This window comes from Streptomyces sp. NPDC039480, from assembly GCF_055597165.1.
Genome location: NZ_JBVITX010000001.1, coordinates 670086 through 686166 on the forward strand (window position 1 = coordinate 670086; position 16081 = coordinate 686166).

2 protein-coding genes are annotated in these 16081 nt (G+C 72.0%); both read left to right on the forward strand.

What is annotated here, in order from left to right:
* The first annotated feature begins 56 nt into the window (after positions 1-56).
* On the forward strand, positions 57-11432 hold the full coding sequence (locus ACZ56E_RS02645; RefSeq protein ID WP_471210157.1) for an amino acid adenylation domain-containing protein: 11376 nt from the start codon (positions 57-59) through the stop codon (positions 11430-11432).
* The gene (locus ACZ56E_RS02650) at positions 11429-16060 is read left to right on the forward strand and encodes an amino acid adenylation domain-containing protein (protein ID WP_471210159.1); all 4632 of its coding nucleotides are present in this window, start codon (positions 11429-11431) and stop codon (positions 16058-16060) included. The genes ACZ56E_RS02645 and ACZ56E_RS02650 overlap by 4 nt, the downstream gene beginning before the upstream one ends.
* Positions 16061-16081: the final 21 nt, after the last annotated feature.

Genomic DNA, 16081 nt, shown 5'->3' on the forward strand with positions numbered 1-16081 from the left:
GTACGGCCTTGACAGACATAGCTGGTTAGCCGAGGGGGATTACTCGGCCAGGGGGAATGATGAACGGCAACGCTGCTCATGCTCTGCCCCTCCTCGACGCCCAGGAGGGAATATGGCTGGCACAACACGTGGCGGGCTCGCGCCGGTTGTACAGCGTCGGGCAGTACGTCGAGATATTCGGGCCCGTCGACGAGAACTTGTTCGCGCGCGTACTGCGGCAGTTGACGGACGAGACGGAAATCCTGCACGCGCGATTCGAGGACGACGGCGCCGGCGGATCGCGGATGATCTTTCCTGTCCTTGAGAACACTGAGAACACTGAGAACATCGAGAGCAACACCTCGAAAGAAACCGAAGAGGCGAACCGTCCGCCCACCGAATTCGTCGACCTCACCGCCGAGCAGGACCCGAGGGCGGCCGCCGAAGCGTGGATGCGGGCGGAACTGAACCAAGAGATCACGGCCCACGCCGACCGCCCCTTCTCGCACGCCCTCATCCGCCTGGCACCCGACCACCACATCTGGTACCAGCGCTACGACCACCTCCTGATGGACGCCTACGGTTGCTCCCTGCTGGCCCGCCGCGCCGCCGACGTCTACACGGCGCTCCTCGAAGGCAAGCCCTTCGCCCCGGCGGACCATGCCCCGCTGCGCGAACTGATGGAGCAGGAGTCCGCCCACCGCGACTCAGGGCGGCACGAGGCCGACCGGCGCTACTGGCACGAGCACTTCGCGGACCGCCCCGACCTGACCGTCGTCCCTGGCCACCGGACGACGCCCGCCCCGGCCGCCCCCGAAGCCCCCCACACATCCGACACGTCGACAACGGTGCTGCGCGAGACAGGGCACCTGCCGCCCCGCGCCGTCGCGGCACTGCGTGCGGCGGCCACCCGCGCCGACGTGAGCTGGCCCCGCCTCGTCGTCGCGGCGGTCGCCGCCTTCGTGGGCCGGCTCAGCGGCTCCGACGAGGCGATCCTGAGCCTCCCGGTGGCCGGCCGCACGAGTGACCAGGCCCGGCGCACCCCGTGCACGATGGCGAACATCCTGCCGCTCCGCCTCCCCGTGACCGCCGAAACGAACCTCCTCGACCTCGCGCGGACGGCGGCCGGCGAGATCGGCGACCTCGTCGACCACCAGAACTTCCGAGGCGAGCGGCTGCGCCGCGAGCTCAACTGGCCCACCGGCGACCGCTGGTACTTCGGCCCGTACGTGAACGTCATGCCGATGGCCGGCGAAACCCTGTCCTTCGGAGGCCGACGGGCCGTCGTGCGCGACCTCTCCAGCCGCCGCGTCGAGGAGTTGGGCGTACTGGTGAGCGGCGCGTCCGCCGACCGGGGCATGGAGATCACCTTCGAGGCCGACGCGCACACCTACGACCGCGACTGGCTCCGCGGCAGCCACCGCTCCTTCCTGCACTTCCTGGAGCAGCTGACGGCCGACCCGTCACAGCCGGTGGGACATGTGCCGCTGATGGCCGAGCCCGAGCGAGGCATGCTGCTCGCCGCGTGGAACGCCACCGCGCGCCCGACCGTGGCGGACACGGTGCCGAAGCTGCTGGCCCGCCAGCTCGGCTGGTCGGCGGACGCGGTGGCGGTCGAGGACGGCGAACGCTCCATCACCCATGGCCAGTTGGACTCCGAGGCGGGTCGCCTGGCGTCGCACCTGGCGGATTTAGGGGTGGGGCGTGGTGATCGCGTCGCGGTGGTGATGGAGCGGTCGGCCGACCTTGTTGTCGCGCTGTTGGCGGTGTGGCGTGCGGGGGCGGCGTATGTGCCGGTGGATGTGGAGTATCCGCCGGAGCGGGTGACGTTTCTGCTGGAGGACTCGGCGCCGGTAGCGGTGGTGTGCACCGGGAAACACCGGGACGCGGTCCCTGCGGGTATGGGCGCGGATGTCGTGGTGCTGGACGACCCGAGGGTCCGTGCGGAGGTCGCGGCGTGCCACGCCGACGGGCCGGCGGTGTCGGTGGGTGCTGAGGACGTGGCGTATGTGATGTATACGTCCGGGTCGTCGGGTGTGCCGAAGGGTGTGGCGGTGCCACACGGCAGTGTCGCCGGGCTGGTGGGGGATTCGGGCTGGTCGGTGGGTCCGGAGGATGCGGTGTTGATGCATGCGCCGCATGCCTTTGATGTGTCGCTTTTTGAGGTGTGGGTGCCGTTGGCGGCGGGTGGCCGTGTGGTGGTGGCGGGGCCGGGTGTGGTGGATGCCGGTCGGATTCGTGCCGCTGTTGCGGGCGGTGTGTCGGTGCTGCATGTGACGGCGGGGATGTTCCGGGTGCTTGCGGAGGAGTCCCCGGAGTGTTTCGCCGGTCTCAAGGAGGTGCTGACCGGCGGTGATGTGGTGCCGGTCGGGGCGGTGGCGCGGGTGCGGGAGGCGTGCCCGGGTGTGGCGGTACGGCATCTGTATGGCCCTACCGAGATCACGCTCTGTGCGACATGGCATGCGCTGCCGGTAGGGGCACCCGACCGGTTGGCCCTCCCCATCGGCCGCCCGCTCGCCAACCGGCAGGTGTACGTCTTGGACGCGGCGCTGCAGCCGGTCCCGCCCGGTGTGGTGGGGGAGTTGTACGTGGCGGGGTCCGGCCTGGCGCGTGGGTATCTGAGGCGGCCGGGCCTGACGGCGGAACGTTTCGTGGCGTGCCCGTTCGGCGAGGGGCGCATGTACCGCACGGGTGACCTGGCCCGGTGGTCGGCCGAGGGCGAGCTGCTGTTCGTGGGGCGTGCGGACGAGCAGGTGAAGGTGCGCGGGTTCCGGGTGGAGCCGGGTGAGATCGAGTCGGTGCTCGCCGGGTACGCGGGGGTCGGGCAGGCCGGCGTGGTGGCCCGGCAGGACGGCGCTTCGACCGGCGACATGCGGCTGGTCGGCTACGTCGTGCCGGACGAACGGCAGCGGGAGCGGGGTGCCCTCGACCCCCGAGCGGTACGCGGATACGTGGCGGACCACCTGCCGGAGTACATGGTCCCGGCCGCCGTGCTGGTCCTGGACGCCCTTCCGATCACGGCCAACGGCAAGCTCGACCGCGCCGCTCTGCCGTCCCCCGACTTCGCGGGCGCGGGCGCTGCCCGTGGTCCGGCGACACCTGTGGAGGAGGTGCTGTGCGGCCTGTACGGCGAGGTCCTCGGCCTGGGGCGGGTCGGCACCGACGCGTCGTTCTTCGACCTGGGCGGGGATTCGCTGCTGGGCATGCGGTTGGTGGCGCGGGTGCGTGCGGTGCTGGATGTGGAGGTGGGGATCGGGGAGTTGTTCGGGGCACCGACGGTGGCGGGGCTCGCGGGGTTGATCGGTGAGCGCGCGGGCGTGGTGGGGGAGCGGTCGGAGTTGCGGCCGTGGGTGCGGCCGGCTGTGGTGCCGTTGTCGTTCGCGCAGCAGCGGATGTGGTTCCTGAACCGGCTTGAGGAGACGGTTCCGGGGGCGTCATCGGCGTACAACCTGCCGTGGGCCATACGGATCTCGGGTGTGCTGGATGTGGCCGTGCTGGAGGCCGCGTTGGGTGATGTGGCCGACCGGCACGAGAGCCTGCGCACCGTCCTGCCCGACGTGAATGGCGTACCCCGCCAGCGTGTCCTGGACGGTGAAGCGGGCCGGCCACCCCTGCTGACCAGGGAGTGCACCGAGCAGCGGGTCGACGAGGTACTGGCGGAGCAGGCGGCACGCGGCTTCGACCTGCGCGCCGACCTGCCGTGGCGGGTGTGCCTGATAGCTGTCGGCGCGGGTGAGTACGTGTTGTCGGTGGTGGCGCATCACGTGGCGGTGGACGGCTGGTCGATGGGTGTGCTGGCGCGGGATCTGGAGGTGGCGTATGCGGCGCGGTGTGAGGGGCGGGTGCCGGGTTGGGATGCGTTGCCGGTGCAGTACGCGGATTACGCGTTGTGGCAGCGTGAGGTGCTGGGGGAGCTGGGCGATCCGGCGAGTGTGCTGAGTGGCCAACTGGCGTACTGGCGCGATGTGTTGATTGGTGTCCCGCAGGAGTTGGAGCTGCCGGTGGACCGGGTGCGGCCTGTGGTGCCGTCGTTCCAGGGGCGGTTGGTGCCGGTGACGGCGGACGCGGAGGCGCATGGCCGGTTGGTGGAGGTGGCGGGGCAGGGCCGGGCGACGATGTTCATGGTCGTGCACGCGGCAGTGGCGCTGCTGCTGTCCCGCCTGGGAGCGGGGGATGACATCCCGCTGGGCACGCCGATCGCGGGCCGCGGGGACGCGGCGCTGGAGGAGCTGGCCGGGTTCTTCGTCAACACTCTCGTCCTGCGTGCCGATGTGAGCGGTGATCCGACCTTCGCCGAGCTCCTTGAGCGGGTGCGGGCCGCGGATCTGGGGGCGTACGCCCACCAGGACGTTCCCTTCGAGCGCCTGGTCGAGGAGGTCAACCCGGCCCGTTCGGTGTCCCGCAACCCGCTCTTCCAGGTGATGCTCGCCCTGGACACCGTGCCCGAACCGCAGTGGCGGTTCCGCGGCGCTGAGGTGCGCTCCGCGTCGATGGTCTCCCCGGTTGCCCGCTTCGACCTAGAGGTGACCCTGGCGGAGCGGCGCGACGAGCGCGGCGCGCCCGCCGGCCTCGACGGTGAGATCCTCTACGCGACCGACCTCTTCGACGACCGTACCGCGCAGGCGCTGGCGGACCGGCTGGGCCGCGTCCTCGCCCAGGTCGCCGCCGACCCGGACCTCCGCCTCAGTCAGATCGACATCCTGACGCCCGCCGAGCGCACGCAGACCGTGGAGCGCTGGAACGATACGGCGGCCGCTGTCCCGGACGCGTCGGTGCCGGAACTGCTCGCCGCACACGTGAGGCGCACGCCCGACGCCGTGGCGGTGCGCTGTGGCTCGGATGCCCTGTCCTACGGGGAGTTGGCTGGGGCGGCGGGTCGGCTGGCGTCCTACCTGGGGAGTGTGGGGGTGGGGCGTGGTGATCGTGTCGCGGTGGTGATGGAGCGGTCGGTCGACCTGGTGGTCGCGTTGCTGGCGGTGTGGCGTGCGGGGGCGGCGTATGTGCCGGTGGATGTGGAGTATCCGGCGGAGCGGGTGGCGTTTCTGCTGGACGACTCGGCCCCTGCGGCGGTGGTGTGCACCAGGGCACACCGGGACGCGATCCCTGCGGGTATGGGGGCGCAGGTCGTGGTGCTGGACGATCCGGGGGGCCGTGCGGCTGTCGCGGGGTGCCCGGTCGACCGTTCAGCCGTCGGTATCGGTTCCGAGGACGTGGCGTATGTGATGTATACGTCCGGGTCGTCGGGTGTGCCGAAGGGTGTGGCGGTGCCACACGGCAGTGTCACCGGGCTGGTGGCAGACCGGGGTTGGTCGGTGGGCCCGGAGGATGCGGTGTTGATGCATGCCCCGCATGCCTTTGATGTGTCGCTGTTCGAGGTGTGGGTGCCGCTGGTGGCCGGTGGCCAGGTAGTGGTGGCGGAGCCGGGTGTCGTGGATGCCGGCCGGATACGTGCCGCCATTGCCGTCGGGGTGTCGGTGCTGCATGTGACGGCGGGGATGTTCCGGGTGCTTGCGGAGGAGTCCCCGGAGTGTTTCGCCGGTCTCAAGGAGGTGCTGACCGGCGGCGATGTGGTGCCGACCGGTGCCGTGGCGCGGGTGCGGGAGGCATGCCCCGGGGTCGCCGTACGGCACCTCTACGGCCCCACCGAGATCACCCTCTGCGCGACGACACACCTGCTGCGGCCCCAGGATGAGGCGGGTCGGGTGCTCCCCATCGGACGGCCGCTCGCCAACCGGCAGGTGTACGTCCTGGACGCGGCGCTGCAGCCGGTCCCGCCCGGCGTCACGGGCGAGCTGTACATCGCCGGGTCCGGCTTGGCGCGCGGGTACCTGCGACGGCCGGCCCTGACGGCCGAACGTTTCGTGGCCTGCCCGTTCGGCGAGGGCGACGGTGACGGCGGCGGTGACGGCGGCCGTGACGGTGACGGCGGCGGACGGCGGATGTACCGGACCGGCGACCTCGTCCGGTGGACGGCCGACGGCGAGCTGCTGTTCGTGGGGCGCGCGGACGAGCAGGTCAAGGTGCGCGGCTTCCGGGTGGAGCCGGGCGAGGTCGAGTCGGTGCTCGCCGGGCACGCGTCGGTCGGCCAGGTGGCGGTCGTGGCCCGCGAGGACCGCCCCGGCGACAAACGGCTGGTCGCCTACGTCGTGCCCGCCACACGGCGGAGCCTCGACCCCAGGAAGGTCCGGGACTACGCGGCGAGGACGCTGCCCGAGTACATGGTCCCGGCCGCCGTCCTGCTCCTCGACGCCCTGCCGATAACGGCCAACGGCAAGCTCGACCGCGCCGCCCTCCCGGCACCGGACTTCACCGCCCGGGGCTCCCGGCGCGAGCCGCGCACGCAGACCGAGGAGATCCTGTGCGGCCTGTTCGCCGAGGTGCTCGGCCTGGAGTGGATCGGGATCGAGGACGGCTTCTTCGACCTGGGCGGGGATTCGCTGTCGGGGATGCGGTTGGTGGCGCGGGTGCGTGCGGTGCTGGATGTGGAGGTGGGGATCGGTGAGTTGTTCGGCGCGCCGACGGTGGCGGGGCTTGCCGGACTGATCGGCGGGCGTGCGGGCGTGGGAGAGGGGCGGCTGGAGTTGCGGCCGTGGGTGCGGCCGGACGTGGTGCCGTTGTCGTTCGCGCAGCAGCGGATGTGGTTCCTGAACCGGCTTGAGGAGACGGTCCCGGGCGCGTCGTCCGCGTACAACTTGCCCTTGGCGTTGCGGATTTCGGGTGTGCTGGACGTGGCAGCGCTGGAGGCCGCCTTGGGTGATGTGGCCGACCGGCACGAGAGCCTGCGTACCGTCCTGCCCGACGTCGACGGTGTTCCGCATCAGCAGGTACGGCACGGAGATGCGGGGCGGCCGCCGCTGACCGTGGTGCGCGCCGACGAGACCGACCTCGACCGGACCCTCGCCGGGCAACTGGCAACCGGCTTCGACCTGCGTACGGATCTGCCGTGGCGGGTGTGCCTGGTGGTGGTGGGCGCGGGTGAGTACGTGTTGTCGGTGGTGGCGCATCACGTGGCGGTGGACGGCTGGTCGATGGGTGTGCTGGCGCGGGATCTGGAGGTGGCGTATGCGGCGCGGTGTGAGGGGCGGGCGCCGGGTTGGGATGCGTTGCCGGTGCAGTACGCGGATTACGCGTTGTGGCAGCGTGAGGTGCTGGGGGAGCTGGACGACCCGGCGAGTGTGCTGAGCGGCCAACTGGCTTACTGGCGGGACGCGTTGGCGGGCGTTCCGCAGGAGTTGGTGCTGCCGGTGGACCGGGTGCGGCCTGTGGTGCCGTCCTTCCAGGGGCGGCTGGTGCCGGTGGCGGCCGATGCGTTCACGCATGGGCGGCTGGTGGAGGTGGCGGGGCAGGGCCGGGCGACGATGTTCATGGTCGTGCACACGGCGGTGGCGCTGCTGCTGTCCCGTCTGGGAGCGGGGGACGACATCGCTGTGGGAACCCCGGCGGCCGGCCGCGGGGACGCGGCGCTGGAGCAGCTGGCCGGGTTCTTCGTCAACACTCTCGTCCTGCGTGCCGATGTGAGTGGTGATCCGACCTTCGCCGAACTCCTGGAGCGCGTCCGGGCCGCGGACCTGGCGGCGTACGCGCACCAGGACGTCCCCTTCGAGCGCCTGGTCGAAGAGCTGAACCCGACCCGCTCGCTCTCCCGCAACCCGCTCTTCCAGGTGATGCTCGCCCTCCAGAACGTCCCCGAAGTCGCCTGGGAACTTCCCGGCGTCGACGTCCGGCCCGCACCGCTGCCCCCCGAACTCTCCGCCCGCTTCGACCTGGCGGTGTCCATGGTCGAGCGGCGCGACGAGCGCGGCGCACCCGCCGGCCTCGACGGCGAGATCCTCTACGCGACCGACCTCTTCGACGAACACACCGCGCGGGCACTCGCGGAACGCCTGGCCCACGTACTCGAACAGGTCGCGGCCGATCCGCGCCTCCGCCTCAGCGAGATCGACATCCTGACGCCCGCCGAACGGGTCCGCATCGTCGAGCACTGGAACGACACGGCGTCCCCGGTCCCGGACGCGCTGGCACCCGAACAGTTCGGCCGACGGGTGGCGGAGTCCCCGAGCGCGGTGGCGTTGGTGGCAGGCGAACAGCGGCTCACCTACGGCGAGTTGGGCGGCAGGGTGAGCCGTCTCGCCCGGTATCTGATGGGCGTCGGGGTGGGGCCCGAGGTCAGGGTGGCCGTGGTGGGTGAGCGGTCGACGGAGTTGGTCGTGTCACTGCTGGCGGTGTCGTCGGCGGGGGGTGTGTTCGTGCCGGTGGACGCGGGATATCCGGCGGAGCGGCTCGCGTATGTGGTGGGTGACGTGGATCCGTCGGTGGTGGTGTGTACGGCGGCCTCGCGGGGTGCCGTGCCCGACGGGTTCGCCGGTCGGGTCGTGGTGGTGGACGACCCGGTGGTGGCCGGCGAGATCGGGCGGCTCCCGGCCGGTCCGGTGCGTGACGCCGAGCGGTCGGTGCCGCTGACGGCCGCCCACGCCGCGTACGTCATCTACACCTCGGGCTCCACCGGCGCGCCCAAAGGCGTCACCGTGTCGCACCACGGGCTGCGGAATCTCGTCGCGGAGAACGTGCGGCGGTACGCGATCGACCCGGACAGCCGCGTCCTGCAACTGGTATCGCCGAGCTTCGACGTCTCGCTCGCGGACATCTGGCCCACCCTGTGCGCGGGCGGCCGACTCGTGCTCGCCCCGACACGGCTCGACATCTCCGGCGAGGAACTGGCCCGCCTGGTGCGCACCCGGCGCATCACCCACGCCGCGATCCCGCCCACCTTCCTCTCGCAGATGCCCCCGGAGGAACTGCCGGACCTCCGCCTGCTGATCACCGGCGGCGAGGCCATGCCCGCGGAGGTGCGACGGCGGTGGGCGAAGGGCCGCGCCATGTACAACCAGTACGGGGTCACCGAGTCGACGATCATCTCCACGGCCGGCCTGATCCGGCACGGCGCCCCCGACGGCGAAGGACCACCGCCGATCGGCGCCCCGGTCACCAACACCCAGGCGTACGTACTGGACGCATCCCTGCGCCCGGTGCCGGTGGGCGTCCCGGGGGAGCTGTACGTCGCCGGTGCCGGCCTCGCCCGCGGCTACCTCGGACGACCGGGACTCTCCGCCCAGCGCTTCGTGGCGAACCCCTTCGCGCCGGACCCCTTCGAACCCGGCCGGCGGATGTACCGCACCGGCGACGTCGTCCGCTGGACCAACGACGGCCGACTGGTCTTCGCGGGCCGCGCCGACGACCAGCTCAAGATCCGCGGGCACCGCGTCGAACCCGGCGAGGTCGAGGCGGCCCTCGCGGCCTGCCCCGGCGTACGCCACGCCGCGGTGACGATCAGGGAGGACCGGCCCGGCGAGCGCCGCCTCATCGGCTATGTGGCCGCCGACGGGCGGACGGTCGACGGCGGGACGGTCCGCGAGTACGTCGCCGGTGTGCTGCCGGAGTACATGGTGCCGACGGCGGTGCTGGTCCTCGACGCCCTGCCGCGCACCGCGCACGGCAAGGTCGACCGGGCCGCGCTGCCCGCCCCCGACTTCGCAGGGCGCGCCACGAGCCGGGACCCGCGGACGGCGACCGAGCGGATCCTGTGCGACCTCTTCGCCGACATGCTGGGACTCGACCGGGTGGGCGCCGAGGACAGCTTCTTCGAGCTGGGCGGCGACTCGATCAGCTCGATGCAGCTGGTGTCGCGGGCCCGCCGGGCAGGTCTCGTCGTGACGCCCCGGCAGGTCTTCGAGGAGAAGACCCCCGAACGCCTCGCGGAGGTGGCGGAGCCCGCCGGGGACGAGGCCGCGGCGGACGACAACGGCGTCGGCGAGGTGCCGTGGACACCGGTGATGCGGGCCTTCGGCGAGAAGGTCGCGGGTCCGGGGTTCACCCAGTGGATGACGGTGGGCGCGCCGGCCGGGCTGGGCCTGGACGTTCTCGTGGCGGGACTGAACGCCCTCCTCGACACGCACGACATGCTGCGGGCCCGCACCGTGCCGGGCGAGCCCAAACTGATCGTCGGCGAGCCGGGGTCGGTCGACGCGGCTGGACTGGTGTCGTGCGTCGAGGTGACGGTCACGGCGACGGGCCCGGGGAACGCCACCGACGCCGAGACACTGATGAACGCCACCGCCGCCGAGACACTGACGAACGCCACCGCCGCTGAAGCGCTGGACGTGACCGCGGGCAGGGCGGCACGGGAGGCGGCGCGGCGGATCGATCCGGCGGCAGGGGAAATGGTGCGGGCCGTGTGGATCGACGCAGGCCCCGGACGCATGGGACGGGTGATCCTGGTGGCCCACCACCTCGTGGTCGACGGCGTGTCCTGGCGCGTGCTGATCCCGGACCTGCGGGCCGCGTGCGAGGCCGTGGCCGCGGGGCGGACACCGCGACTCGACCCAGTGGGGACGTCGTTCCGCCGCTGGTCGGAACTGCTGGCCCAGGAGGCGACCGACGAGCAGCGCGTCGCCGAGCTGCCGGACTGGCTGAACCTGCTGGGGAACCACCAACCGCCCCTGACCCACCGCGCGTTGAACCCGACCATCGACACCGCGCGCACCCTCCGCCGCCGGTCGTGGACCGTCCCCTCCGAACACGTGGAGACCCTGGTGAGCCGGACACCGGCCGCCTTCCACTGCGGACTGCACGAGGTGCTCCTCGCCACCCTGGCGGGCGCGGTGGCGCACTGGCGCCCCGAGCAGGCAGCGGGGCTGCTGCTCGACATCGAGCGGCACGGACGCGAACCCCTGCACGGGACCGACCTGTTGCGGACGGTGGGCTGGTTCACGAGCGCGCACCCGGTGCGGCTCGACGTGACCGGCGCCGACCTGGACGACGCTATGGCGGGCGGCCGGGCTGCCGGTACGTTGGTGAAGGCCGTCAAGGAGCAGGTGAGGGCGGTCCCCGGCGACGGACTCGGCTACGGCCTGCTGCGTCACCTCAACCCTCGTACGGCTCCGGTTCTCGAAGCCGCTCCGACGGCACAGATCGGCTTCAACTACCTCGGCCGGTTCGCCACAGGGACGGGAGCGGGAACAGAGGCAGAAACAGAGGCGGAGCCGCAGCAGGAATCCGCGACTCAGGCCGGGCAGCCCGGGCAGCCCGGGCAGCCCGGGCAGCCCGGGCACGTAGGAGCCTGGCAGCAGGCAGGACCCGAGGCAGCCGGCGGCACCGACGCCTCGGACACCCCCGCACCGCACGCCCTGGAAGGAATCGCGGCCGTCCGGGACACAGCGGAAGGCCCCGAACTCACCGTCACGCTCAGCTGGCCGGGCCGGCTCCTGACCGAGGCCGACGCGGAACGTCTCGGCCGGACCTGGGTGCGCATGCTGACCGGCCTGGCCGCGCACACCGACGACCCCACCGCGGGCGGGCACACCCCGTCCGACTTCCACCTCCTCCACCTGGAGCAGGACGAGGTCGACCAGTTCCAAGCGATAGCAGCGAACCTCGAGGGAGGTCTGTCCCGGTGAAGTCTTCAACCGCCGCGCACGGCTCGGCCCTGGCCGAAGTGTGGCCGCTGTCCCCGCTGCAGGAAGGGATGCTGTTCCACGCGGATTTCGACGACCGGGGCCCCGACGTCTACGCCGTCCAGTTCCTGCTGGACGTGACAGGACCGTTGGACGCCGGCCGCCTGCGCGCCTCGTGGGAGGCGCTGCTCGGCAGGCACGCGGCACTGCGGGCCAGCTTCCACCGCAGGAAGTCCGGCGAGGCGGTGCAGCTCATCACCCGGACGGTGACCCTGCCCTGGCGCGACGTCGACCTCTCGGGTCTCGCCGAACCCGACATGACCGACCAGGCGGAGAAGCTGGCCGCACAGGAACGGGCCCATCGGCTCGACCTGACAGTGCCCCCGCTGCTCCGCCTCCTCCTCGTACGGCTCGGCGAGCGACGGCACCGCCTCGTCGTGACGTCCCACCACCTCCTGATGGACGGCTGGTCCATGCCGGTCCTCCTGAACGAGCTCTCCCAGATCTACGAGGCGGGCGGCGACCCCTCGGTACTCGGGCGCGCGGCCTCCTACGGCGATTACCTGGCGTGGCTGGGCCGCCAGGACAAGGAAGCCGCGCGTGTCGCCTGGCGGGCCGAGCTCGCCGGGGCCGACGAGTCGACGCTGGTGGCACCGGCGAACCCGAGCGGCGCCCTCGTCCTGCCGGAGGAGACCTCCCTGTGGCTCTCCGAAGAGGAGACGCGGGCGCTGACGGAGGCGGGCCGCTCCCTCGGGCTCACGGTGAACACGCTGGTCCAGGGCGCGTGGGCACTCGTACTCGCCCGTCTCGCCGGCCGCACGGACGTCGTCTTCGGCGCGACCGTCGCGGGCCGCCCGGCCGAACTGCCGGGCGCGGAGTCGATGATCGGCCTGCTCATCAACACGCTCCCGGTCCGCGTACGCCTCGACGGCACGCAGCCCGTCGCCGACATGCTGACCCGACTGCAGGAACGCCAGTCCGGCCTGATCGCCCACCAGCATCTGGGCCTCGCCGAGATCCAGCGGGTCACGGGCCCCGGAGCGGTCTTCGACACCCTCGTGGTCTACGAGAACTACCCCGCGCCACCCGCCCGGCCGACGACCGGCGACGTGCCCACTTTCTCCGCCACCGCGGGCCACCAGGCGACCAACTACCCGGTGACGCTCGGCGTCCTCACGACCGACCGCCTCCACCTCCGCGTGACGTCCCGGCCGGACCTGATCGCCCGGGAGGACGCCGCCGCGATGGGCCGACGGCTGATACGGGTCCTCCAGCAGATCGTCGCCGACCCGTCGACGCCGGTGGCCCGCATCGACGTACTCGGCGCTCCGGAGCGCGAACTGGTCGTGGACCGCTGGAATGACACGGCGGCCGCAGTCCCGGGGGCCTCCGTCCCCGAGCTGTTCGCCGCGCAGGCGGTGCGCACGCCGGAGGCGGTGGCGGTGCGGTGTGGTGCGGATGCTGTGGCGTACGGGGAGTTGGAGGCGCGGGCGAATCGGCTGGCGCGCTATCTGGTCGGGCTCGGGGTGGGGCCGGAGTCGCGGGTGGGTCTGTGTCTGCCGCGCGGTGTCGACATGGTCGTGGGGGAGCTCGCGGTGTGGAAGGCGGGTGGCGCCTTCGTCCCGCTGGATCCCGAGTACCCGGTGGACCGGTTGTCGTTCATGGTGGCCGACAGTGGCGCGGCTGTGGTGCTGGGTGTCGCGGAGAGCCTGGCGGAGGTGTCGGTCGGCGAGGCGCGGGCAGTGCGACTGGACGACCCGGAGGTCGCTCGAACGCTCACCACGCTGGCGGCAACTCCCTTGGACTCGCGCGTGGCACGGGAGCAACTGGCCTATGTGATCTACACGTCCGGTTCGACGGGACGCCCCAAGGGTGTGGGGGTGGCGCATGGTGGCGTGGCGAACCTCGCGGCGGCGATGCGTCCGGTGCTTGGTGTGTCCGAGGGGACCACTGTCCTGCAGTTCGCGTCGTTCAGTTTTGACGCGGCGGTGCTGGATGTGGCGGTGACGCTGTCCGGGGGCGGTACCTTGGCGATCGCCTCGTCCGAGGAGCGTGCGGAGCCCTCGGCGCTGGCGGAGATGATCGAGTCGGCCGGGGTGAGCACGGCCAGCGTCGTGCCCTCCCTGCTGGGGGTGCTGGACCCGTCGGCGGTGCGAGGCGTACGCAACTGGGTCCTCGGCGCGGAACTCCTGACCGGCGAACTGGCAAGCCGTTGGGCCGGCCGGACGCGGCTGTGGAACACCTACGGCCCCACCGAAGCCACCGTCATGTCCACCGCCGGACCGGTGGACGCCACGACCGGCCAGTCCGACGCCCCACCTCCGATAGGCCGCCCGCTCGGGAACATGCGGACGTACGTCCTGGACGCTTTTCTGCGCCCGGCCCCTATGGGCGTGACGGGTGAGTTGTACGTCGCGGGACCCGGAGTGGCCCGGGGGTATGTGGGCCGCCCTGGGCTGACGGCAGAACGCTTCGTGGCGTGCCCGTTCGGTGAGGGTGGCGGCGGCCGGATGTACCGCACCGGCGACCTGGCCCGCTGGACGGCCGACGGGCAGCTCACCTTTGCCGGCCGGGCGGACGAGCAGGTGAAGGTCCGCGGGTTCCGCGTCGAGCCGGGCGAGGTGGAGGCGGCACTCGCGGCACACCCCGGCGTACGGCAGGCCGTGGTGGTGGCCCGCGAGGACCGCCCCGGAGACCGGCGCCTGGTCGGTTACGTCGTGCCCGATGGCCGGCAGGTTGTGGATCCGGAGCTGTTGCGCGCGTATGTGGCGGGGGTGTTGCCGGAGTACATGGTGCCGGTGGCGGTCGTGGTTCTGGACGCCTTGCCGTTGACGGTGAACGGGAAGGTGGATCGGGTGGCTCTTCCCGCGCCGGACTTCGCGGAACGCGTGTCGGGGCGTGAGCCGCGCACGGAGGCGGAGCGGATTCTGAGTGACCTGTTCGCCGAGGTGTTGGGGTTGGAGCGGGTCGGGGTCGAGGACGGGTTCTTCGAGCTGGGCGGTGACTCGATCAGTTCGATGCAGTTGGCCTCCCGGGCCCGCCGCGCCGGGCTCGTCATCACACCCCGCCAGGTGTTCGAGGAGAAGACACCGGAACGGCTGGCGGCTGTGGTGCAGACGCCCGGCGAGGCGCGCCCCGCAGTCGACGTCGGCGTGGGCGAGGTGCCCTGGACGCCGGTCATGCGGGCGCTGGGTGAGCGGGCCGCGCGGCCGGGGTTCGCGCAGTGGGTGGTGCTGGGTGCCCCGGCCGGCCTTGGCCTGGATGTTCTTGCGGCGGGTCTGAGCGCTGTCCTTGATACGCACGACATGTTGCGCGCGCGGGCCGTTCCTGGTGAGGCGAGGCTGGTGGTGGGTGAGCCGAGGTCGGTCGATGCCGGGGCTGTGGTCTCTCGTGTCGACGCGGCGGGTGCCGCTGCGGATGCGTTGGAGGAGATCGCGGGGCGGGCTGCGCAGGAGGCGGCGGGGCGGTTGGATCCGGTGTCCGGGGTGATGGTGCGGGCGGTGTGGGTGGATGCGGGACCCGACCGTGCCGGGCGACTCATTGTCGTAGCGCATCACTTGGTGGTTGATGGTGTGTCGTGGCGAGTGTTGGTGCCGGATCTGCGGGCCGCGTGTGAGGCGGTGGCCGAGGGGCGGGCGCCGAAGCTGGAGCCGGTGGGCACGTCGTTCCGGCGCTGGGCGGAACTGCTGGCAACGGAGGCGACGGAGGGGCGCCGGGTCGCGGAGCTCGACTCCTGGCTGACGCTGCTCGGCGACACACAAACCACCCTGGCGCGCCGGGGGTTGGACTCATACATCGACACTGTGGGCACGCTGCGCCACAAGGCGTGGTCCGTGCCGTCGGCGCAGGTCGCGACGTTGCTGGGCGGCACGGCGACCGCGTTCCACTGTGGTGTCGACGACATCCTGCTGGCGGCCCTGGCCGGAGCCGTCACGCACTGGCGACCCGAGGTGGCAGCACCGGCAGCCCCCGGACCAGCGGCTTCCGGGTTCCTGGTGGACGTCGAGGGACACGGCCGCGAGCCGATCGGGGAAGTCGATCTGTCACGCACGGTCGGCTGGTTCGCCAGCACCCACCCGGTCAGGGTGGACACGACCGGTATCGACCTCACGCAGGTCAAGGCGGGCGGGCCCGCGGCCGGCGCGCTCCTGAAGACGGTCAAGGAGCAGGTGCGCGCGATACCGGGCGACGGCCTCGGCTACGAGCTGCTGCGCCATCTCAACCCGGAGACCGGGCCGGTACTGCGCGCCCGGCCCGCCCCCGAGGTCGGCTTCAACTACATGGGCCGCTTCGCGTCCGACGCGGACCAAGGGCGTTTCGAGGCATGGCAATTGACGGGCGAGACCGCCATCGGCGGCTCGATCGATCCGGACATGCCGCTGCACCACCTCCTTGAGGCGGGCGCGATGGTTCGGGACACGCCGGGCGGGCCGGAGCTGACGGTCACCCTGAGCTGGCCGGGTCACCTCGTGACGGACGCCGAGGCCGAGCGCGTCGGCCGGACCTGGGTGGAGCTGCTGGGCGGCCTCGCCGACCACACCGACGCTCCCGCCGCGGGCGGCCATACGCCCTCCGACTTCCCTCTCCTCGACCTCGCGCAGGACGAAGTCGACGAGTTCGAAGGCCACTGACCCCGACCGACCCTTCCGCTG